Annotated in this window: 23 protein-coding genes; 3 read left to right on the top strand and 20 right to left on the bottom strand. The window is 42.3% G+C overall.

Going from position 1 to position 20,543, the window contains the following annotated elements; all coding sequences use genetic code 11:
• Positions 1–20: 20 nt before the first annotated feature.
• On the top strand, positions 21–626 hold the full coding sequence (locus tag ACNAZ4_RS19920; protein ID WP_415817396.1) for a DUF502 domain-containing protein: 606 nt from the start codon (positions 21–23) through the stop codon (positions 624–626).
• Between the two features lie 17 nt (positions 627–643).
• On the opposite strand, the gene ACNAZ4_RS19915 is transcribed toward ACNAZ4_RS19920, so the two are convergent.
• From ACNAZ4_RS19915 to rsgA, 4 genes are all read right to left on the bottom strand, one after another.
• On the bottom strand, positions 644–1,144 hold the full coding sequence (locus tag ACNAZ4_RS19915) for a PTS sugar transporter subunit IIA (protein ID WP_415817394.1): 501 nt from the start codon (positions 1,142–1,144) through the stop codon (positions 644–646).
• A 31-nt stretch (positions 1,145–1,175) separates the two neighbouring features.
• Positions 1,176–1,610, bottom strand: a complete 435-nt coding sequence (msrB, locus tag ACNAZ4_RS19910; protein WP_415817392.1) for a peptide-methionine (R)-S-oxide reductase MsrB — start codon at positions 1,608–1,610, stop codon at positions 1,176–1,178.
• Positions 1,607–2,146 carry a peptide-methionine (S)-S-oxide reductase MsrA gene (gene msrA, locus ACNAZ4_RS19905; protein ID WP_415817390.1) on the bottom strand — a complete coding sequence of 180 codons (540 nt, stop codon included), beginning with the start codon at positions 2,144–2,146 and terminating at the stop codon, positions 1,607–1,609. The genes msrB and msrA overlap by 4 nt, the downstream gene beginning before the upstream one ends.
• A gap of 132 nt (positions 2,147–2,278) precedes the next feature.
• Positions 2,279–3,349: a ribosome small subunit-dependent GTPase A gene (gene rsgA / locus ACNAZ4_RS19900; protein ID WP_415817388.1), complete on the bottom strand. Its 1,071-nt coding sequence runs from the start codon at positions 3,347–3,349 to the stop codon at positions 2,279–2,281.
• A 516-nt stretch (positions 3,350–3,865) separates the two neighbouring features.
• Between rsgA and ACNAZ4_RS19895 the strand changes: the two genes are divergently transcribed.
• Positions 3,866–4,627, top strand: coding sequence for a DUF4397 domain-containing protein (locus ACNAZ4_RS19895; RefSeq protein ID WP_415817386.1), 762 nt, complete (start codon positions 3,866–3,868; stop codon positions 4,625–4,627).
• 84 nt (positions 4,628–4,711) lie between these two features.
• Here ACNAZ4_RS19895 and ACNAZ4_RS19890 read toward each other — a convergent pair whose 3' ends face one another.
• The 10 genes from ACNAZ4_RS19890 to ilvA all read right to left on the bottom strand — a co-directional run bounded on the left by ACNAZ4_RS19890 (position 4,712) and on the right by ilvA (position 13,913).
• Positions 4,712–5,296, bottom strand: coding sequence for a YpmS family protein (locus ACNAZ4_RS19890; protein ID WP_415817384.1), 585 nt, complete (start codon positions 5,294–5,296; stop codon positions 4,712–4,714).
• A 27-nt stretch (positions 5,297–5,323) separates the two neighbouring features.
• Positions 5,324–6,130, bottom strand: coding sequence for an SGNH/GDSL hydrolase family protein (locus ACNAZ4_RS19885; protein ID WP_415817382.1), 807 nt, complete (start codon positions 6,128–6,130; stop codon positions 5,324–5,326).
• Positions 6,131–6,291: 161 nt separating this feature from the next.
• Positions 6,292–6,876 (bottom strand): SCO family protein, encoded by a 585-nt coding sequence (locus tag ACNAZ4_RS19880; RefSeq protein ID WP_415817380.1) that lies wholly within the window; start codon positions 6,874–6,876, stop codon positions 6,292–6,294.
• Positions 6,877–6,972: 96 nt separating this feature from the next.
• Positions 6,973–7,947 (bottom strand): nucleoside hydrolase, encoded by a 975-nt coding sequence (locus ACNAZ4_RS19875; RefSeq protein ID WP_415817378.1) that lies wholly within the window; start codon positions 7,945–7,947, stop codon positions 6,973–6,975.
• A gap of 73 nt (positions 7,948–8,020) precedes the next feature.
• Positions 8,021–9,589, bottom strand: a complete 1,569-nt coding sequence (locus tag ACNAZ4_RS19870; RefSeq protein WP_415817376.1) for an ATP-binding protein — start codon at positions 9,587–9,589, stop codon at positions 8,021–8,023.
• A 302-nt stretch (positions 9,590–9,891) separates the two neighbouring features.
• Entirely contained in the window at positions 9,892–10,734 is an 843-nt protein-coding gene (locus tag ACNAZ4_RS19865) for a DegV family protein (protein ID WP_415817374.1), read from the bottom strand.
• Between the two features lie 168 nt (positions 10,735–10,902).
• Positions 10,903–11,154: a DUF2535 family protein gene (locus ACNAZ4_RS19860; RefSeq protein WP_415817372.1), complete on the bottom strand. Its 252-nt coding sequence runs from the start codon at positions 11,152–11,154 to the stop codon at positions 10,903–10,905.
• A gap of 243 nt (positions 11,155–11,397) precedes the next feature.
• Positions 11,398–12,162, bottom strand: coding sequence for a twin-arginine translocase subunit TatC (gene tatC, locus ACNAZ4_RS19855; protein ID WP_415817370.1), 765 nt, complete (start codon positions 12,160–12,162; stop codon positions 11,398–11,400).
• A gap of 105 nt (positions 12,163–12,267) precedes the next feature.
• Complete coding sequence (locus ACNAZ4_RS19850) at positions 12,268–12,471, bottom strand: twin-arginine translocase TatA/TatE family subunit (protein ID WP_079509461.1); 204 nt, start codon at positions 12,469–12,471, stop codon at positions 12,268–12,270.
• 173 nt (positions 12,472–12,644) lie between these two features.
• On the bottom strand, positions 12,645–13,913 hold the full coding sequence (gene ilvA / locus ACNAZ4_RS19845; RefSeq protein WP_415817368.1) for a threonine ammonia-lyase IlvA: 1,269 nt from the start codon (positions 13,911–13,913) through the stop codon (positions 12,645–12,647).
• Between the two features lie 163 nt (positions 13,914–14,076).
• Between ilvA and ACNAZ4_RS19840 the strand changes: the two genes are divergently transcribed.
• The gene (locus ACNAZ4_RS19840) at positions 14,077–14,298 is read left to right on the top strand and encodes a hypothetical protein (RefSeq protein ID WP_415817366.1); all 222 of its coding nucleotides are present in this window, start codon (positions 14,077–14,079) and stop codon (positions 14,296–14,298) included.
• Positions 14,299–14,389: 91 nt separating this feature from the next.
• Here ACNAZ4_RS19840 and ACNAZ4_RS19835 read toward each other — a convergent pair whose 3' ends face one another.
• The 6 genes from ACNAZ4_RS19835 to ACNAZ4_RS19810 all read right to left on the bottom strand — a co-directional run bounded on the left by ACNAZ4_RS19835 (position 14,390) and on the right by ACNAZ4_RS19810 (position 20,513).
• A complete protein-coding gene (locus ACNAZ4_RS19835) occupies positions 14,390–15,121 on the bottom strand; it encodes a lysophospholipid acyltransferase family protein (RefSeq protein ID WP_415817364.1) in 732 nt (243 codons plus the stop codon).
• Between the two features lie 185 nt (positions 15,122–15,306).
• Positions 15,307–15,792, bottom strand: a complete 486-nt coding sequence (locus ACNAZ4_RS19830; RefSeq protein ID WP_415817362.1) for a dihydrofolate reductase — start codon at positions 15,790–15,792, stop codon at positions 15,307–15,309.
• The gene (locus ACNAZ4_RS19825; protein WP_415817360.1) at positions 15,789–16,583 is read right to left on the bottom strand and encodes a thymidylate synthase; all 795 of its coding nucleotides are present in this window, start codon (positions 16,581–16,583) and stop codon (positions 15,789–15,791) included. The genes ACNAZ4_RS19830 and ACNAZ4_RS19825 overlap by 4 nt, the downstream gene beginning before the upstream one ends.
• Before the next feature lie 142 nt (positions 16,584–16,725).
• Complete coding sequence (locus ACNAZ4_RS19820) at positions 16,726–17,427, bottom strand: anthrax toxin lethal factor-related metalloendopeptidase (protein ID WP_415817358.1); 702 nt, start codon at positions 17,425–17,427, stop codon at positions 16,726–16,728.
• Positions 17,428–17,762: 335 nt separating this feature from the next.
• Positions 17,763–18,872: a toxic anion resistance protein gene (locus tag ACNAZ4_RS19815; protein WP_415817354.1), complete on the bottom strand. Its 1,110-nt coding sequence runs from the start codon at positions 18,870–18,872 to the stop codon at positions 17,763–17,765.
• A gap of 3 nt (positions 18,873–18,875) precedes the next feature.
• The gene (locus tag ACNAZ4_RS19810) at positions 18,876–20,513 is read right to left on the bottom strand and encodes a YceG family protein (RefSeq protein WP_415817352.1); all 1,638 of its coding nucleotides are present in this window, start codon (positions 20,511–20,513) and stop codon (positions 18,876–18,878) included.
• Between the last annotated feature and the right edge of the window lie 30 nt (positions 20,514–20,543).

Raw genomic sequence — 20,543 nt, 5'->3', positions numbered from 1 at the left:
TAATTCCTGAAGGAGATACAATGAAAAGCATATTCAAAAATTTCATTAACGGCATCCTCACCATCGTCCCAATCATTCTCGTTATCTATGTGATTTATAAAACCTTCATGTTTTTGGACAGTCTGCTTGGGAATTTGCTGAAGCCGTATTTTAAAGAAAGATATATACCAGGTATCGGGCTGCTGACAACATTGTTCCTGATAACCTTTCTTGGCTGGCTGTCGACCCGGTTCATTACCGGAAGTATCATCAGGATGGTTGACAGACTTCTGGAAAAAATCCCACTGGTCAAAACGATTTACTCTGTACTAAAAGATACCGTCCATTCTTTCCTGGGTGATAAGAAGTCCTTTTCTAAAGTGGCCCTTGTCACACTCCCGGGGACCAATATGAAAAGTCTTGGTTTCATAACGTCAGAGAACCTTCAGGCATTTCATGAGCCATTATCAGGACATGTTGCTGTTTATGTACCACAAACTTTCCAGGTAGCCGGTTTTACTTTCTTGATTCCTAAGGAGGATATAGAAATCCTCGATGTCAAACCTGAAGATGCGATGAAATTCATCCTGTCTGGCGGAATGACTTCCCAAAATGGCGATAAGCCCGCCAAAGAAAAAAGCCTCTGATATCAGCGGCTTTTCCTCTATTCAAATGTTACCTCAAGAATTGGAGTGGAACCTCTTTCGACATTTCCTTCTGTCAGTTTCTCTAATGAGGATGCCTGGTCGGTATTGGTGATGATAATTGGTGTTATTGTGCTTTTTGCCTTCTCGCTAATGATTCCCATATCAAAAGTGACGAGCTTATCCCCTGCCTTTACCTGGTCACCTTGCTTCACATGTGTTTCGAAGCCTTCACCTTCCAGAGAAACAGTCTCGAGGCCAATATGGATGAGAATCTCTGCTCCGTTCCTGGCCCTGATCCCTACGGCATGCTTTGTTGGGAAAACCTGCATGATTTCACCATCTACAGGGGATACAACAACACCATCCGATGGTTCTATCGCCAAACCGTCACCCATCATTTTCTCAGAAAAAACAGGATCTGGAACCTCATTCAGTTCAACTGCTTTTCCAGTTATGGGTGCAAGGAGCTTGATTGTTTTGATTGGTTCATCCTTTTTCCCGAACAACTTTTTAAACATCGTACCATCCCTTCCTGCGGTTTAGTTATGTTCAATCCTGGAACAGTTTTAGGAAATCCCCGTAGCCTTCTTCTTCCATTTTTTCTTTCGGCACAAACCTTAATGCAGCTGAATTGATGCAATATCTCAGGCCATTTTCTCCCGGGCCATCATCGAATACGTGGCCTAAATGGGAGTCTGCACTTTTGCTCCGCACTTCTGTCCTGACCATGAAATGGCTCAGATCCTTTTTTTCAACGACTTCTTCCTCTTCGATTGCCTTAGTAAAACTCGGCCAGCCGCAGCCCGCATCATATTTATCCCGGGAACTGAATAACGGCATACCCGAGACGATATCCACATAAATCCCTTCCCTGAGATCATTCCAAAATTCATTCCTGAATGGCGGTTCGGTCCCATTGTTTTGTGTCACTTCATATTGCATCGGCGTCAGCCTCTTCTTTAACTCTTCTTGATTCTTTTTCATTTATTCTCACCCCAATGTCCCTTGATAAAAGCTTCACGGCCTGAACCTTTTTGATAAGCATTATAGCGTTCCGGATTTTTCTTATAATACCCCTGGTGATAGGTCTCAGCAGGATAAAATGTCTTTGCCGGCAGTATTTTTGTAGCGATTGGCTTCGAGAACTGCCCACTCTCTTCAAGCTTCCTTTTCGACTCTTCTGCCAGCTTTTTCTGTTGTTCATCGTGATAAAAAATGGCAGTCTGGTACGATTGGCCCCTGTCGTAAAACTGTCCGCCTGGGTCAGTCGGGTCAATTTGCTGCCAATATAGTTTCAGAAGTTCCTCGTACGGAAAGACTTCAGGATCAAATGTGATTTGTACGGCTTCATAATGCCCGGTCATCTCACTGCATACCTCTTCGTATGTAGGATTTTCCTTCGTGCCTCCTGTATAGCCGGAAACAACACTGTAGATTCCCGGCTGTTCATCAAACGGCTTGACCATACACCAGAAACAGCCTCCAGCAAACGTCGCAAGCATACGATTTTCTTTATTCATGAGTCCACCTCTTCCAATTCTAAATAAACTCTACTCAAATACTTATTCCCTATTGTATATCTTTTAAAGCAAAAAACACATTCAGAACACTTAACAGTAAAAGCCCCTTCCGGAGAAGAGGCTTTTTGTTCATTATCGTTTGAACTTTGTTTTCTGGCGAATCTCTTTGTTGATATTTTTCCAGTGCTTTTTTTCCTCAGCTTGTGCTTTCTTATCCAACTTCCGGTCAATATATGCCAGTTCTTTTTGCAGCTTTTGATAACTGGCAAGCCTGCTCTCATCTAGGTGGCCAACAACAATGGCTGAGCGCACTGCACAACCAGGCTCATTACCATGGGTGCAATCACGAAATTTACATTCTTCAGAGAACAAATCGATATCAGCGAAGCTTTCCCTGATTCCTTCCTCACCGGTCCAAAGCTGGATCTCTCTCATTCCCGGTGTATCGATGAGCACAGCACCACCAGGCAGCAGCACCATCTCCCGGTGTGTCGTTGTATGCTTACCCTTATCATCACTTTCACGAATCTCCTGCACAAGCTGTTTGTTGTATCCCGAGAAATAATTGACAAGGCTTGATTTCCCGACTCCTGACGACCCAATTAAAGCAACCGTCCGTCCAGGGGCTAGATATCTTTGTAATTCCTCCGTGCCGGTTCCCTCAAGGACACTCACTGGTATGACAGGAACACCGATTGCCACCTCTGCCACCAGCTCCATCTTTATTTCAAGGTCCGGCTCCAAATCCGCTTTGCTCAATATGATGACCGGATTTGAACCGCTCTCCCAGGCAAGCAGAAGATACCTTTCAATCCGCCTTAAATTCAGGTCATCATTAAGGGAATTCACAATGAACACAGTATCTATATTAGCTGCCACAATCTGCTCCTCGGTGACTTGCCCTGCAGCCTTTCTGGAAAACTTGCTCTTTCGCGGCATGATTCCCCGGATGGTTCCCCGCATTTCACCTGGTGAGGTCTTTACGGCAACCCAGTCGCCAACTGCCGGCAAGTCATCCCGGCCATTTGCTTCAAATGCCAATTTACCTGAGAGTGTACAAAGGTATTCCCCATCTTCGAGCCATACCCTATAACTATGCTTGTGCTCCAATGCAACCCTGCCTGGCTTATATTCCTGGAAATGAACATCCTCGAAATATTTCCCTATTTCAGCAGTCATTCCGATACTTTCAAGTTTACTCATTCTTTCTCCTCCATCATGCTTATAAAATAAAAAAACCACAGGCATGCACATCCCGCAGTTTCATAAGCATGTAGAAAAAGACGAATAGTCTATTATTCCGCTTAGGTTAGTGGGACGTGCAATAAGAAACGGTCAACTCAATAACAATTAACATTCTGCTCATTACACTCCACCTGCCTCTCTTATAGTTAACTTCAGTATATGGAAATTTTTTCTCTTTGTAAACCTTTTTTTATTAGGCTCTTTTCTCAAACTTTGTCGCTATTGCTTACAAAGTAGGATTGAATAACCTAAAATTATTCACACAGTTAACGCTTATAATGAGAAAAGAGCTTGCAAACTTAGTACCGACATACATAATGGCTATGATCACGTTAAAATCGGCTTTAGGATTTTAACAAAAACCTTTACGAAAACAGCCTTTAATAAATTCCCCTGGCCTTATGACCAGTTCCGCACCGGTCATGCCCATTTTGCATACTTTACATTTGAGTATTCTATTTAGGAGTGAGGGGTATGTCCACCAGAAATCAGAATGATTACCTGCATAAAGCTGCCAAATATGATTTGTTGGCGAATTACTATAAATACATTGATCCGGATAGGCATGTCATGTACTATCATAAACATTTGCGAAACCTGAGCAAGGCTGTGGAGTTAATGCGTACCTATGCGGCACCAGTCACTGCATCAAACATCATGCCATCGATGCTGCGCTTCTTGCACGCCTCTCCTGAGCTGAAGGCTGTTGATATTTATTTAAATGGCAGCCGTGTACTGCGAGACTTTGATTATAAGAACAACAGCAGCCATATGCAGCTGGAGCCTGGAAAGTATCAGGTTGACATCTATACTGCTGGAGATAGTGTTTCGACTGTCATCAGCAAGAAAATAACTATCGAACCAGGAAGGATTTACACTTCGGCAATTGTGGGACCTTCAAGGAAGCTCCAGTTGCTGACATTTGAAGATCACCCGCAAACACCTGTCGGAGAAACGAAAGCAAGGTTCATCCATCTTTCTCCCGATACCCCTGCAGTAGACATCGCGGGAATGAACGGGGATGTCATTTTTCCGAATGTATCCTATAAACAGGCCACCACTTACCTTGCACTTACTCCAATGACCGTCACACTTGAGGCAAAAGTTGCCGGGACCAAAAACACTGTATTGACAATCCCGAATGTCAAACTTCAGCCAAATAACGCTTATACGATTATTGCTGTTGGAACTGCCAAAGGTGAGCCACCGCTTGAGGTGCTTCTATTACAGGGATGATCCTGGCCGGGTGACCGGCCATTCTTATTTGCATTAGAACCCAGCAAAATTCATAAAAAAAAGCACTCGATAAAGAGCGCCTTTTTAATCTGCCGGAACCAGCAATGTAAATTTAATATTGTCCTTCTTCAAATTAAATTCATCGACCCGTACCTTCATATCACTTTTCAGCTTAAGCCTTTGCATCGACACGTATACTCTTTCTTCTTTAGGCTGGATCTCAACAGCCTCCGGCAAGTGGTAACTGTCCCGGACGAATTTTAGCACCGTTGAAACAGGAAGATTCAATCTTCCAACTGAAATTGACCTTTGTTTCAGAATTAAATCCCCATTTTCCAAAGCCTGCGGTTCGAAGGTCAGCTTCAATTCCAGTTCTTGACTGAAGATCGGCAGCGTCCCATATAATTCAACCTCATCCGTCAATAATACCTGATATTCAAACTGGCTATTTTTTGCTTCCTCTTCTAAATAATGATTGATCACCCTGTTCAAGTCCCGTTTGTTCGTCGATACATGAAAGGCTACATCATCACTTGCTGTATTATTCCTGTCAGGCTGTATCTTCGATTCCTCAGCAGGCAAGGAGATCAGAATCCAAAAGATTAAAATCGAAGCTATTATAAGGCCTAACAGGATAAAGAAGCCTATCTTCCATTTATTTTTCACCATCAGTCTTTGTAACTCCTCTGTTCAATTCTAGTCATTCAGTGAATCAAGTACCTGTTCATCAAGCAGTCCATATATCCGATCGGCAATTAATTGGTACCCGCGATCATTCGGGTGAAAATAATCTGTGTAAAGAAGGTTCTCCTCATTGTTCAGGAAAATATCATGAATGTCCACAAAATATGCATTCCCATCATGCTCTACTATCGAGTTGCTTTCTCTGTTCCATTCGTCCACTATTTGATTCATTTCCTCAACATCGGCAAACCAATTGAAAAATGGATTATAAAGTCCCACTAACACAATAGGAGCTTCTTGATTTACATTGCGGATTGACTTGAATATTTCCTGCAGCTGTTCAGCGAACATCTTCTGTCCGATAAGGAATGGATCTAGCCTCAGATTGGAAAAATTCTCTTTAACAACCTTCATTAAATCATTCCCGCCGATCGTTAATATGATCAAGTCTGCTTCCTTTATAGAGGATTGAAGGTTTTTATCCTGCAGCCTCTTCAACAGCTGGTCCGTTCTGTTGCCCCGGACTCCAAAATTCTCAAAATTCGCATTCCTGACTGATTTTTCACTTTCAAGATCGTCTGCAAGATATGGTATATAGCCACCGGAATTCGTACTGTCACCAACCCCCTGTGTCAAAGAGTCCCCCGCAGCAACAATATGCAACTCCCTCGGAAAAAACGAATCCGGCAAGGCTTCCCTTATTTCCAGCCCTGTTTTCTTCACGTTATTGAAATTCCCTTTTTGCAGGTTTTCAAACGGACTGCAGGCTCCTAATAGCAAAATTAATAGGACATTAAGTAAGGTGAATTTTTTGAGCATTTTTTTATCACCTACCTATGAAAAGTATAATTATTATAACATTTAATACAGCTCCGCGTGTTCTTTTGCTGAAGCATGTATTAAGCTCATACATTTAGTTTAATTTGTTCAAACAGCCAAGGTTTAACCAAGACCCCAAAAAAACAGGCCACATATGCGGCCTATTGTAGTGTTTTAATATCTTCGATGATTTGTTCAAATGGGACTTCTTTAAGACCGGTATAATACTTTCTCATAACACCCTCTTGGTCGATTAGATAGAAGTCTGTCCCATGAATGACCTGATCTCCTTCTTCGGGTTTCTTGACGAATGCTTTAAAGCTTTCAAATGCGAATTTTTCTATTTCCTCCTGGCTGTACCCAGTCAGGAATGACCAGTTGCTGAAATCCACATTGAACTTCTGGCCATATTCGTTAAGTACTTCAGGCTTGTCGACAGTCGGATCAACACTGAATGATACAATTTCAACATTCTTAAGATCTTCTTTCTTGATCATATCCTGAAGTTTGGCCATATTGGCAGTCATAGGCGGGCAAACATCCGCACAGCTGGTGAAAACAAAATCAGCAACCCAGACCTTCCCTTTTAAATCCTTTTTACTAAGCGGCTTATTATCCTGATTCGTAAATGTGAAATCCTCAATCGGATAATTTTTCGCATCCTTTAATCCGCCGTTTCCACAAGCAGCAGCGAACACGACAACAGCAGCCATCATGATCAGCAAAAATACCTTCTTCACGTTCATCACCTGCATTTTCTAATAATGTCCATAACCAATTCTAGCAGACGAGTTTGAGAGAAGAAAGAAAAAGCTATGAGGGAAGTGTGAAATGAACAATGCTCAAGTTGTTTCATTGTGGCTTACGGAATTTTTCATGGTGATGTAAAAATCTTTGATGAAGGCAGTATAGTTAAAATTAACAGCAACTTGATGGACAGGAAAATCCGACTTGCTGATCGTGTTCCTGAAATCTCCAATGCTTTGCCCAAATGCCTCACCCCGATTAACGACAATCTTGACAGGAATTTCGCGGTAAACGACATTTTCCTCATTCAATAAGGCCCATAAAGTAAGGACATCGTGGAGAGGTGCACCTGTAAGTTCTGGATTCCGCTTCTTATAAAATTTGTAATAGTAATCGAACATGGGCTTTACAAGGCTTCCAACTTTACTACCGATCGATTGGTAATATGCATCAAGTTCATCAATTAGCGCAGGTGTCACAATCGCTCCGCTGGTTACATTAAGTGGTATAATCTTGACTGGTGTTTTAGCTTGTGTCAGGACAATGTTTGCGGCATAGGGATCACCAAAGAAATTTGCCTCTGCGACTGGTGAGACATTCCCAGGTTCATTGAAAGCACCGCCCATGATGTAAAAATCCTTCACTTTCTTCATAGTGCCAGGATACAGGATAAACGCAGCGGCCAGTGATGAAAGCCTCCCGACGTTCACAATGATGATTTCATCCGGATTCTTTTCGATAATTTCCTGGATGCCATGAAAATTTTCAAGTGAAGAATCCACTTCTATATCAGGTATTATTGGACCAAGCCCTTCACTCCCATGTACATCTGGCACATATTCTGGCGGGTCTCCTGTTAAAGGCAATTCTGCCCCAGCAAAGACGGGCACATCATGCCTTCCCGTAAGCTCCTGTAAATAGGCGGCATTCCGGAGAGCATCTAACTTGGATACATTCCCATAATCCGCCACTACGCCAACCATATCAATTCCTTTGTTAAAAAACGCATATAAAACAGCAATATTATCGTCAATTCCAAAGTCACTAAAGAACAAAACCTTTTTCCCCAAGACTGAGCACCCCCTTGTAAAATTATATTGAGAGGGTTGAAAATAATGGCAAAAATATAAAAAGCCCTGAATATTACTCAGGACTTTCTGTGTATATCGGGACCATAATCTCAAAGGTTGTTCCCTCACCTTTAGAACTGGTCACTTTTATCTGACCTTTCATCCTTTCCACAATCTGATAACACACCATCAACCCCATGCCAGTTCCGCGTTCCTTCAATGAATAAAAAGCCGTTCCCAGCCTGGAAAGCTCCTCCGCTGTCATCCCGATTCCTGTATCTTCAATCATAAAAACACCGTATTCTCCCTGTTTTTCAACAGTCATACAGAGTCTTCCTCCATCGTCCATGGCTTCGATCCCATTTTTCAGGATATTGATCAGCACTTGCTTTAATTCGCTTTTGTTCCCCTTGATTTTCACAGGTTCGTTTATTTGCGTGTGAAGGGATATATTTTTGGACATCATCGCATAGGAACTCATCAGGTCCATCACCTGTTCAGCCAGTTCCTTTCCTTCAATGATCTCAAGCTTTCCTACATCCGGTTTCGCGAGGCTCAAGTAATCATTGATGATTGTCTCCGCCCTGTTCAATTCATCGATCATCAGCTTTAAATACGTTTGCTCTTCTTCACTCATTTTTTTTGCAAGGAAAATTTGCAGGAATCCTTTTACTACCGTCATAGGATTCCTGATTTCATGGGCAACAGATGCGGCAAGCTGGCCGATGGCGTTCATCTTTTCAGCACGCTGGAGCTCCTGCTGCAGCTTGGTTCGTTCAAAAATATCCTCTATTGTATTAATCGCTTCCTCAAGCAAGAGAGATTCGTTCTCTTTAATAGAAGACTGTCCCAGTTCTCTTGAGGCAGCTGATACACTTTTGAACAATTGAGAGAGCTGGGCCGCCATCTCGTTAAACTTCTCACTCAAGATACTCAATTCTGATTGGTCGCGGACTGGCAGGTGTACGGAAAAATTCCCTGAACTGATTTCCTTTATGCCATAAAATAAGTCATCCATCGGCTTCATTACCTTTTTGAGACCCCAATTCAAAATGATATACACCGCAACCAAAATGGCGGCCATCTGGACGATTAACAGGAAAAGAATCTCCATCTGATTTTGCCTGATGATTGTCGCCTTGGCATCGATCCCAAGTACCGCGACTACATTCCCGTCATTATCCAAAATGGGTGCAAAGGATGAAACCCATGATCCATACTGATCTGAGAAAATATCGGTACTTGTCACTTTTTTCTTGTCACGGGTGGCGCGAAAGCCGAGTAGAAATTCCTCACTTGCGTCATAGTACATCCGGGATCCAAATGAATAATCCGTGTAAATGTCTGATGCTGCAAGGACGTATACTTTTTGGTGCTGGTATTCTTCAGGAAGTAATATGTACGCCCCCAGGAAGGACGCACTTTTCTCCCCGACCATTGTCAGAAGTTTCTCAAGCCGCTCGCTTGATGGGTTTGTCTCATTCCTTAGGTAATCTGCTTTCTTAATTTCGTCTGGGTCAATCGTTGAAGACCAAATCCCTGCAACATCCTCAACTTTGTCAGCCATTTGATCTTTCAGCTGCTTGGACTGGAGGTAGAAACTTGTCCCCATGATCGAGACGACAACAATTGTTGTAATCATGTATGAAAACATCCATACTTTATTGAATAATGACAGGTTTTTTAGATTGAATTTCATATTTTCATTGTCACTTTCCGTTCCATCAAGAGTGAATAGTTAAAAACATTCGACATCCTTTCATGATTTCCTGTATGCTTCAACAATTTTACTGGACGAATTTAGAATACGCCTTGATTTTTGTTCCAGACGCTTCGCTTTCCGGAAGGCTGGAACTGAGCCTCAAAATCTATAGTTCGGAAATAGGTTGGAACACAAAAAGGCCTGGGATTCAGGAACCCAGACCATGTCATAGACTATGTAATTTATTCAAAATAATACATAAACCCGATTGCGCCCGGGCCCGTGTGGGTGCTGACAATGGGTGTTGTCTCTTCAATGGAAAATTCATCAAAGCCTGAGCTTGCGATGACAGCTTCCTTGACCTTTTCAGCGAGGCTCATCCCATCAGCATGAGTCAATCCTACGCCTTTTATCGTTTTCCCTTGTGTATCTTCAGTGAACTGTTTTTTTAGGTATTTCACGACTTGGGAATGACTTCTTGCTTTGGATACTGGAGTATATTCTCCACCTTCGAGTGAGGCAATCGGCTTTATATTCAACAATGAGCCTATCATTGCTTTTCCTTTGCCGATCCTTCCACCCTTGACCAGGTTTTCAAGTGTATCAACGACGACAAACAAGCGGGTCTGTGCCCTTATTGTGTTCAGTCTGGACAATATTTCGTCCACAGACTTCCCGTCTGCCGCCATTTTTGCTGCCTCAAGTACCTGGAAGGCCAGCCCTTTTGATATGAACCGGGAATCCACGACATGAACATTCGCACTGGACATCTGGGCAGCACTTTCTGCAGAGCGCACTGTACCACTCATCCCGCCAGTCATATGAATGGAGATGATTTCATAACCATCCGCAGCAAGCTCATCGTACAGCTTCAGGAATTCCCCTGCAGGAGGCTGCGAACTTTTTGGCAGCTCAGAAGAAGTCTTCATCTTCTCCATGAATTCATTTGGAGTAATATCCACTCGGTCCAAATAATTTTCCCCATCAATCGAAATCGATAATGGGACGACGATGATCTCCCATTTCTTTATGGTCTCCTCATTCAAATCACAAGTAGAATCCGTAACAATTTTAATCTTAGCCATAATTTCACATCCCTATCAAAAAACACTATAACTATTATACCTATTCATCATGACAATTTAAAATATTTGCATGGTCTCTTTTGGATCTTCATTCATTTTATAGTCAGACTGAACGAACTGAAAAAAGAACAAAAGCGCCCTTCAAGGAGGCGCTTCAAAAGATAAATCTCAGGCATTATTCTTCAATTCGGCGGACTTGAACAGCTGTTCATAATCCGGCCATTTCATCACTCTCTTTAAATACTCTTTGAATGAATAAAACTTTCTTGCGTTTCTTTCCTGGTAGATTGCTGTAATAAAAGTTTGCAAACGGACTTGGATCATAAAATAATAAGAATTCTCTTCTTCCAACACAGGAATATCCACGACTTTAACCTTCTGTCCAACAACGTTTTTGAACTCCAGGCTTTTGAATAACAAGATATCAATCCTCTTTTATACCCGTTTGTTTATATTATACCCTATATCCTGGTCGAAATGTGTCTGTTTGCGCTGAATACAAAAAAAATTAATACGTTTCCATTCATAAAATCATATGCAGTCCCAACCTGGAAATCCATCTGCAATGGATGCAATCAGACTTAATGAACGCAACAAAAAAACGCGTGGAATGTCTACGCGTTATTTTGCCTGATATTCGTTTGATGCTTTTTGGATCATATGTTAAAAGGAGGATTCCTCATCATCCATATCTCCATACTTCTCCTGCCACTCTTTTTCCTTCTTGAGCTTCCGTCTGTAAACCACTTTGGACAGGTTGATGCTGACTTCATACAATAGCAGCAGCGGAATCATTACCAGTACATCTGACATGAAATCTGGTGGTGAAATAACCACTGAGATGACAACCAGTATAAAGTAGGCGTACTTTCTGACTTTCACCAAGACGTAAGGATTAATGACTCCTAGTGAGGTCAGGAACATCACGACAACCGGCAGCTCGAACAGCACCCCGAATGGGATCGTCATATTCATGATGAACTTGAAGTACTTTTCCGCTGTAAAATTTGTGACCAGCATGTCCCCGCTCAGTTCGACGAGAAAACTAAGGACTGTCGGAAAAATCACGAAATAGCCAAAAGCAAGACCAACGATGAATAAGATGAACAGCGCCGGGATGTACGAAAGGGAAAGTTTCCGTTCAATCGGTCTGAGAGCCGGTTTGACGAACAGCCATATTTGTACAGCCAGTACCGGTATCGTACCAGCAATAGCGATGATCGTAGCGAGCATGAAGTAAATCCAGATAATATCGCTTGGCCCCAGGACGATTAACTTCACGTCCAGATCACGGACGAAGAAATTATAGATGTCTTGGACAAAGTAGAAGCCTAAGCCAAAGAAAATAATGAAGGCGACAGCCGAAACAATCAGCCTGTTCCTCAGCTCATCGAGGTGATCCACCAGATTTAATTCTTTATCTTCCATACCAATCCCCTGCCAATTCCTTTTGTTGCATTTCCATTTTCATTATCAGGGCTGCGAACATCAGCCCGCGAAAGAAAAAGGGGTAAGACAAAAGCATCTTACACCCTATTTAGTAACTTTCGTGATTTCCTTTTTTTCATCTTCGAATTCTTCCATTACATCACTTGTCAATTCACGAGTTGACTTCTTGAATTCACGAAGTGTCTGGCCAAATGCACGTCCAATCTCAGGAAGTTTCTTTGGTCCAAAGATAATGAGGGCTAAGACAAGGATTAAAATCAATCCAGGAACTCCGATGTTTGATAACATATCAACATCTCCTTTTTCATAATGTAAATCTACTATGATTATAGTACTTTTCATTCCTAAAGTGGAGGAATGCTGTGAAAGTTCATAAGAAATTCACAAGTGGAGACCAAGATCCAGCTAATTGTGACATTTCCTATTCTATAACATCCGTCCTTAATTATCTATTATTAATATTATACCAGTAAATTAAACAACTGATGTTCCTTATTCAACTCCATGAATGCAAAGCCCTTTTTCTCCATACTGGCAATGAGCCTATTGTATTCATGTTTATTTTTCAATTCAATACCGACAAGCGCAGGCCCGCTTTCTTTATTATTTTTCTTCGTATATTCAAACCTCGTAATATCATCCCCTGGTCCAAGTACATCATCGAGGAACTCCCGCAAAGCCCCTGACCGCTGCGGAAAATTAACAATGAAGTAATGAAGGAGGCCTTCATGGAGCAATGACCTTTCTTTGATCTCCTGCATCCTGCCGATGTCGTTATTTCCGCCGCTCACCACACATACAACCGATTTACCTTTGATCTCATCTTTCAGCATGTCCAGGGCGGCAATCGGCAAAGCCCCTGCCGGCTCAGTCACAATCGCATGCTCATTATATAATTGTAGAATCGAAGTGCAGACCTTCCCTTCAGGAACAGCAACGAGCCTGTCAACATTTCCCCTGCAAATTTCATAGGTTTTGCTACCCACACATTTGACAGCAGCACCATCGACAAACGTATCGATTTTTTCCAGGGGAATTGCACTATTGTGGGCAAATGCTGCACTCATGGAAGCAGCACCGCTAGGCTCGACACCAATCAGCTTTGTAGAGGGAGAGACGCTTTTTATGTATGTACTGAGTCCAGCCATCAAGCCTCCGCCGCCAATACTTGCGAGGACATAATCTACAGAATCCTGGCAGTCATTGAGGATTTCAACGGCAACGGTCCCCTGTCCGGAAATGACATTTTCATCATCGAAAGGATGGATGAACTCCCTGCCTTCTTTCTCCGCGCATTTCCGTGCTTCTCTGTAAGAATCATCAAAGGTGTCCCCGACCAGGACAATCTCAACAAATTCACGGCCGAACATTTCCACCTGGCTGATTTTTTGCCCCGGTGTAGTGGCAGGCATGAAAATTTTCCCGTTCACTCCCAGTTGTCTGCAGGCGTACGCCACTCCCTGAGCATGATTGCCCGCACTTGCACAGACAACACCATTTTCCAATCCACTCTCCCATAATAACTTGACTGCATAGTATGCCCCTCTTAGCTTGAAAGAACGTACATGCTGAAGGTCTTCACGTTTCAAATATATATCAGCTTCGTATTTTTCTGATAAACGTTGGTTCAATTGCAGCGGAGTATGGGCAACAATCTCTTTAAGATGCCTGTAGGCAATAAGAATATCCTCTACACTTACCCATTTTCCATTCAATGTTTTCTGTTTCATCTCGTCACCCTCACTTTGCAAAATAATTAATTTGTTCATTATATCACAAAAAAATATTTTGTCGATTGAATTTTTTAAATATTTGAAATTCTAGGCTTTACAATGAATAAAATGAGAGTAAAATAACATATAATAACGAAAATACGCTGGAGGGAATTTAAAAATGGAATTTTATTTGAACAGTTATGACGGGGCTTTGCCGGTAGAAGTTACCCTTGATGAAGACAATGGGCGATATATGATCCGCAAAAGTGATACTAGCGGAGAATTCTTCAATAGCCCGATGGAAATGGTGAAATGGATCCGCGATAATTTCAAGCCTGAGGATTTCTGCATTCCAGCAGAATTCAGCAGGATGATGAATAGCCTTTCACAATTTGAATAAAAAATCCATTTCTTCGTCCAGCCAGATTTCGAGATGAACATATAAAGCCCCTGCTATCAGCAGGGGCTTTTTCGTTTAAATGGAATATAGTTCAGGAAGCAATTCTTTTTTCATCCCTTGACCGTAAGATTTTGTCTCTAACGTCATCAGCAATCGCAATCAAATCTTTATCCTTGTATTGCCAACTATAAATCGGCTCACTGATGATGACCTTTATTTTGGCAGGTTTGACAAGACGCCCGTTCTTTTCAAAAACATCAGCCGTACCGGTGACGGAAATCGGAACGATTGGTACACCAGAATCTTTGGCAAGGCGGAAACCTCCCGCTTTAAAACGGCCGACCGGTCCGCCCTTGCTCCTCGTTCCTTCCGGGAATATCAAAAGTGAATTCCCCTTCGTCAATAAATCCACTCCTGTAAAGATGGAATCTGCCGCTTTTTCACGATTCTTCCTGTCTATGAATATACAATCGATCGCTTCCATCCACGATGACAAAATCGGGACCTTCTTGACTTCAATTTTGGAAATGAAGCCAAAAGGTTTATCAATGGCTCCAATCAGGACCGGTATATCAAAATCGCCTTCATGGTTGCTGGCAAACAGCACAGGACCTTTTGGGATGTTGTTCAGTCCCTGCACCTCAACCTGGGATCCAGTCAAAGCCAGGAACGTTTTAGACCAATTTTTCGGCGTTTCAAAGATACGCCGCTTCCTTTCCCCCAACTCCAAATCTGCGGGCAACTTTTTTACCTTCGACAGTTTTGGCATGCTCCAGACAAGATAGCCACCCATATACAAAAAACAAGCAATTAAACGAAGCATTGTTTCCTCCTAAGTACATTCTGTAGCCATTATAATGGATTTGTTTTGGCAAGACTATATGATTGAACAAATTTAATGAGAATTTTCTTTAAACAAAACGATTGGCTTTTCCTTTTAAGTTTTAACTTCGGACAGTTTCTCACAATAAAAAAGCAATCCTTTTAAGGACTGCTTTAACGTAAGTGCTATTTGCGTTTAAAAATCAGGAACTCATAATCGTATGGATTCTTTTCATCTTTTGGGCCGACTTCCCTTGTCTGGAGGTTCCACTTTTCTATGTCAAAAACGGGAAAGTAGGTATCTCCTTCAAATTGATGATGGATCATTGTCAGATAAAGCCTGTCTGCTTCCGGCAATATTTCCTTGAAAATCTCCGCACCGCCAATGACGAAAATCTCTTCTTCTTTTTGATTTGAATAGCCCAAAAATTCTTCCATCGAGTTCATGATTGTACAGCCTTCAGGATGGTAGTTTTCATCCCGGGTTATGACAATATTTTCTCTGCCAGGAAGCGGCTTTCCGATTGATTCAAATGTTTTTCTTCCCATCATGATAGGATGTCCCATCGTTACGCGTTTGAAAAACTTTAAATCTTCTGGTAGCCTCCAGGGAAGCTGATTATGGTAACCGATCACCCTGTTCTCGTCCATTGCCCAGATTAACGATATCATACACTGACAACCCCTTTAATATGAGGATGTGCTTCATAATTAACCAATTCAAAGTCATCATAGGTAAAGTCAAAGATCGATTTGACTTCTGGGTTCAGCTTCATTTGCGGCAATGGTTTTGGGTCCCTTGTCATTTGAAGCTTAACCTGGTCAAAATGGTTGGAGTAAATATGGGTATCTCCAAAGGTATGCACAAAATCCCCGGGCTCAAGGTCGCAAACATGGGCAACCATCATGGTCAGGAGCGCATAGGAAGCAATATTGAATGGCACCCCAAGGAATACATCCGCGGATCTTTGGTAAAGCTGGCAGGAAAGCTTGCCATCCGCTACATAAAACTGGAACATACAATGGCATGGCGGCAGGGCCATATTCTTGATTTCCGCTACATTCCATGCATTGACAATCATCCTCCGGGAATCCGGATTGGTTTTGATCGTATGGATCAACTCGGAAATCTGGTCAACAGTTTCCCCATCAGCACCGTCCCATGAGCGCCATTGATGCCCATACACCGGTCCCAGTTCACCGTTTTCATCTGCCCATTCATTCCAGATCCGCACTCCGTTTTCCTGTAAATACTTTACATTTGTATCACCATTCAAAAACCAGAGCAGTTCATGAATAATCGATTTCAGGTGAAGCTTTTTGGTCGTCAGCAGCGGAAATCCATCCTGGAGGTTAAAACGCATTTGATAGCCGAACGTACTGATGGTCCCTGTACCGGTACGGTCTTCTTTTTTTACACCTGTGTCCAATACATGTTTGCATAATTCTAGATATTGTTTCATGAATCTCCCTGCCCTTCAAAACGTACGATTTATTTCTATTTATTTTAGCAATTATAAAGTTGGGAATAAAGAAATTCCTCTTTTTTATTTTTGATGTCCCTGGCTGATTTCCTGCTTGTTTTAAGTGGAATCTTATAAAATACTACTTTAGGCCTTCAATGTAATGATAGGTTTGCGGAGCTGCTTCCTTCAACAGATGGGCAGGCATGCCGCCAATATAGTACATCGCAAAGCATTCGGCAAAATATTCCTCTGGATAGTCCAGGAAATACGCCCTCCCTGGAAATAGCAGGCGGCTTTCCTGTTTCCAAATCATCTGGAACCTTTCTTCCTCTCTGATTCCGCCATAGACATGGCGGTCGAGTGAATGTGCCAGCTCGTGCAATTCAAGATTGACCGATCCGTGCCCCTTTCCCTTCTCGCTGCTTCCAATCTTCACAAGAACGACTCTTGATCCTCCAATTCCCGGAACCTGGTCCCATGTCCTTTTCGAAGTGTAGCCACGGGGAATGATACCCTTTAAATGGCTGGCCGTAGGATTATCAGTGAGGTTGCCTTCAAATAATCGTACTTTTATATTTTGATTGATTGCTTTCTTGATCATGGATTCAGGTAAATGAGTGAGCCTTCCAATAATCTTCGCTGCTTCCAACTGGTCGAAATCACCTTCAGGAAGCACGACCAAACTCCCTGCCAGTTTTATTGCTGAAGGATCCAAAGAATCATAAAGTAAGGATTGTTTTGGGTATTCATAAAGAAAAATGCCATCCATATTGGCATTTGAGCTTCCCAGAAGTGTGAAGGAAAGAATGATAACAACGAATATTTGAAAAACTTTTCGCATGTATTATCCCCTTTCCTGAAGTGGTTCTCTGAGTTATGAACAAACGTGGTTAGCTGGAGATTGAGGGATTTCATCAATAGTAAGCTATTAAAATTATAACATATGATCGCTTGCCTGCTGGCTGAGAAATTCAGGAAACAGGTTAGGATAAAGGCAATTTAGCTGCTGGATTTTGGCTATTTTGGTTGAAAAGATGATTATTGTCCTAATTGAGGTATTTTTTGAGTTTACTATGGGCGACCGCAGGATATTGAAGTTCGATGGAGAAGTCCTGTTTGCAAACACTCTACAGGTTAAAACAGAAAGACTCATCCACTTAAAAATGGATGAGTCCATCACTGGTTGGATTTATCTGAAGTTGTTATTATTTTTTGCAGCTTGAGCAGGCGCTCTTTGCTTTTTTCTTTTAACCGTTTATTTTCTTCCTCGATGGATATGGTTTCCTGTATACCTTCCAAAATAACATGGTGACATGCTTCTATCGTCTCTATTTTAGGGCCTGGTGTATTCAAAACGGGCTCAATCTCCCTATTTTGCCCTATGATGTTCTGCGCCTTCCTAATATTCCACCCATTAGTCCTCCGGGCCAGCTCTTTCAACGAGTCCGCAACCAGCTTCTGTTTTTTTGCAGCGATGGACTGGTGCAGGCCCTCCTTAAAAATAGGAATGGCGCTTATGAATCCAGAGTTAATTCTCTTGACCATTCTGGCGTTTCCGCTTTGCAGCATTTTAATCTGATGTGCCGCCTGTAAGACAACCATTTTAACACTTTCAAGTTCATGCACCCTTTGTTCAAGTGCTTTTATCGCTTGGTTCATTATATCAAGTTCCATTTTTTCCATTTGATTTTCATTATAAGAAGGCCGTTCCATCATCAACAGTTCGTTCGCTTTCCATTCATTGAGCTTTATTTCTCCAGCAACTATATATTTCTCAAGAGTCAAGTAATATTGATAGTACTGTTCATGCACCAGCTCCAGCATCTTCGATATTTCTGCCATTTCACTTGTATATTTCGATATTTCTACGTAAATTTGATCTATCTCCTTGCCGATCGTTTGATACTTATTAATCAGCACATCCAACCTTTTCACCGACTTCTGGAATATCCTGCTGAACAGCCCGCCTTCTGTCTTTTCGAAGTCCCTCTTGTCAAACCGAGCCATGATACTCCCCAGCCGTTTGAATATATTAGCAGAATCCACTTCATTTTCCCTTAAAATGAAACCAAGTATCTGGTCAGCGTAATGAGAAACTTCAATAGCAGGTTCCATTCCGAAATCGAGAATCTGGATCAGGTTTTTTTCATCAATGCTTCGAGTCAGATGCTGGACCTCCTGTTCACTCCTCAACGCCATCTTCAAATTGGCTATCCTCCCATCGTCCAGCTGTCCCGTTGATTGATGCGACGATGAGCTGACCTTTTGATCATTGATAGGATTCATCAACTAATCACTCCTTAGAGTTTTGAATAGTCCTTGCATAATGATTTTTTTCATGACAGAAGGTTCCCTTAGTTCTTGATCGAATACCACATCCTCAAGCCAGTGTGAAACAAAGATTCTCTTATCGATGAATTTTTCGATATCACTGCGGCCGGCAGGGTTGTAAATAACCAGGTCTGCCCCTAACTGGTTCAATAACAGCAGGAGGGCTGCATCTGGCCGTGTGATTGAACCATTCAGCTCGTTATTGTAAATGATCACCTTGGGCACTTCCTGAGAATAATCAAACTTCTGAAGCATTTTCAATATATTTTCCGGTATCTGCATTCCCTGGGTAAACAAATAGACCCGGACATCATCGACTTTCTCGTTGTTTTGAGCCTTCAGCCAGGGATTGGCACAAATCCGTCTGATTGCGGTTGCGATAGCTGTTTGGAGCCATTCAGGCATGTGATGATATTTCCAGTAATGTGCGCCTGACATCTTTTGCGGGTCAAGGAATCCCTCTCTGTCCATTGACTTGTGATAATGAAAGCGGAAATCACTATTTGCTCCTGTTGAAAATGGGAGCGTTTTTACCAGAAAGGCATTCTCCTGGAGGATCAGTCGATGGAGCCGCTTCCAGTACTCTCGCCGATTATGGCTGACTCCGTTGATTTTTGCGAACAATGCAGGAATGCTTACCGATTTATCCTTCATTTCAAAATATGGCCTGACCATTGCCTTTTCCTCTGCTACCATGAACAATTCTTCGTATGTTGTCTTCAGGGTTATAACAGAAGGCACATAGTCTCTTAACTGCCAGCTTTTGTACAATAATCCCCCAGTATCCGTCAGAATGTTTTCGATTTCCTTCGAGGCCCGGTATGCTACTGTAGCCGAATTCCTGATTTGTTCAGCCGGAAACCTTTCGGGATCCCGCTTCTTTGGATAGTTGCGCCTAAAGGTCGCATGCCCTGCTTCTGCAGCAATTCCAAGGGCGTCGCCTCCTGCCGGGGTGAAAGAAATGACATCACAGCCCACTTCAAGCAAAAAGAACAGCAGGTACTGATGGCTTTTTGTGTAATTGCCATACCAGAGGAAAGCAGGCATGTTCTTTTCGGGATCTGCTTTGTACAGATATTCATCAAGGTAGGTAAGTGTCCAGCCAAGGACATCGAGAAAGACTTGAACAAACCCCTCGCCCACCAGGCCGCCGTCTTCATTTTCACTACATTTCTTAAGCATTTCAATCAGAGCTAGTTTTATTTGAAGGTTCATGATAGGATGCTCGAGCTTCAGGAGGAAATTCTTCTCTTCAAGCATGAGGACAAAGTCATTTATTGATGGATTTCTTGATTGGGTCGATGAAATTGCTGTTTGGATTGTTTGCAGACGGTCCGTTTCCAATTTGTTGAACAGGGAATCCTCGCTTAGCAATACCAGTCCGTGGGAATGCACATATTCAGATAATTGGCTATAATATTCGTCTTCACCTTGCGGAATGCCGGCGAAACTGGCTGCAACCTGCCCGAACTGCAGGACATTGCCCTCTTTTTTATAAAGCGGCCGCTCATTTGCAGCAACTTTTATGAAGGACAACCAGCTCTCTTCCGTTAAAGGTAATGGATGCTTTACTAATTGATAATTTGATGGGTACATAGAATCACTTCCCAATGAACAAAATCGCTG

Origin of the sequence: Mesobacillus thioparans (assembly GCF_965138835.1) — a bacterium.
Taxonomy (GTDB): Bacteria; Bacillota; Bacilli; order Bacillales; family Cytobacillaceae; genus Mesobacillus; species Mesobacillus thioparans.
This window is presented reverse-complemented; position numbering and strand designations above follow the sequence as displayed.

Excerpts from the sequence above, each read along its gene's own strand:
- ilvA (WP_415817368.1), bottom strand. The coding sequence starts at position 13,913 with ATGAAACAGAAAACATTGAATGGAAAATGGGTAAGTGTAGAGGATATT.
- ACNAZ4_RS19920 (WP_415817396.1), top strand. The coding sequence starts at position 21 with ATGAAAAGCATATTCAAAAATTTCATTAACGGCATCCTCACCATCGTC.
- ACNAZ4_RS19830 (WP_415817362.1), bottom strand. The coding sequence starts at position 15,792 with ATGATATCGTTAATCTGGGCAATGGACGAGAACAGGGTGATCGGTTAC.
- msrA (WP_415817390.1), bottom strand. The coding sequence starts at position 2,146 with ATGAATAAAGAAAATCGTATGCTTGCGACGTTTGCTGGAGGCTGTTTC.
- ACNAZ4_RS19880 (WP_415817380.1), bottom strand. The coding sequence starts at position 6,876 with ATGAACGTGAAGAAGGTATTTTTGCTGATCATGATGGCTGCTGTTGTC.
- ACNAZ4_RS19835 (WP_415817364.1), bottom strand. The coding sequence starts at position 15,121 with ATGCTTCGTTTAATTGCTTGTTTTTTGTATATGGGTGGCTATCTTGTC.
- ACNAZ4_RS19815 (WP_415817354.1), bottom strand. The coding sequence starts at position 18,872 with ATGAATCCTATCAATGATCAAAAGGTCAGCTCATCGTCGCATCAATCA.
- ACNAZ4_RS19820 (WP_415817358.1), bottom strand. The coding sequence starts at position 17,427 with ATGCGAAAAGTTTTTCAAATATTCGTTGTTATCATTCTTTCCTTCACA.
- ACNAZ4_RS19870 (WP_415817376.1), bottom strand. The coding sequence starts at position 9,589 with ATGATTACAACAATTGTTGTCGTCTCGATCATGGGGACAAGTTTCTAC.
- msrB (WP_415817392.1), bottom strand. The coding sequence starts at position 1,610 with ATGAAAAAGAATCAAGAAGAGTTAAAGAAGAGGCTGACGCCGATGCAA.
- ACNAZ4_RS19885 (WP_415817382.1), bottom strand. The coding sequence starts at position 6,130 with ATGCTCAAAAAATTCACCTTACTTAATGTCCTATTAATTTTGCTATTA.
- rsgA (WP_415817388.1), bottom strand. The coding sequence starts at position 3,349 with ATGAGTAAACTTGAAAGTATCGGAATGACTGCTGAAATAGGGAAATAT.
- ACNAZ4_RS19895 (WP_415817386.1), top strand. The coding sequence starts at position 3,866 with ATGTCCACCAGAAATCAGAATGATTACCTGCATAAAGCTGCCAAATAT.
- ACNAZ4_RS19810 (WP_415817352.1), bottom strand. The coding sequence starts at position 20,513 with ATGTACCCATCAAATTATCAATTAGTAAAGCATCCATTACCTTTAACG.
- ACNAZ4_RS19840 (WP_415817366.1), top strand. The coding sequence starts at position 14,077 with ATGGAATTTTATTTGAACAGTTATGACGGGGCTTTGCCGGTAGAAGTT.
- ACNAZ4_RS19915 (WP_415817394.1), bottom strand. The coding sequence starts at position 1,144 with ATGTTTAAAAAGTTGTTCGGGAAAAAGGATGAACCAATCAAAACAATC.
- ACNAZ4_RS19865 (WP_415817374.1), bottom strand. The coding sequence starts at position 10,734 with ATGGCTAAGATTAAAATTGTTACGGATTCTACTTGTGATTTGAATGAG.
- tatC (WP_415817370.1), bottom strand. The coding sequence starts at position 12,162 with ATGGAAGATAAAGAATTAAATCTGGTGGATCACCTCGATGAGCTGAGG.
- ACNAZ4_RS19890 (WP_415817384.1), bottom strand. The coding sequence starts at position 5,296 with ATGGTGAAAAATAAATGGAAGATAGGCTTCTTTATCCTGTTAGGCCTT.
- ACNAZ4_RS19850 (WP_079509461.1), bottom strand. The coding sequence starts at position 12,471 with ATGTTATCAAACATCGGAGTTCCTGGATTGATTTTAATCCTTGTCTTA.
- ACNAZ4_RS19825 (WP_415817360.1), bottom strand. The coding sequence starts at position 16,583 with ATGAAACAATATCTAGAATTATGCAAACATGTATTGGACACAGGTGTA.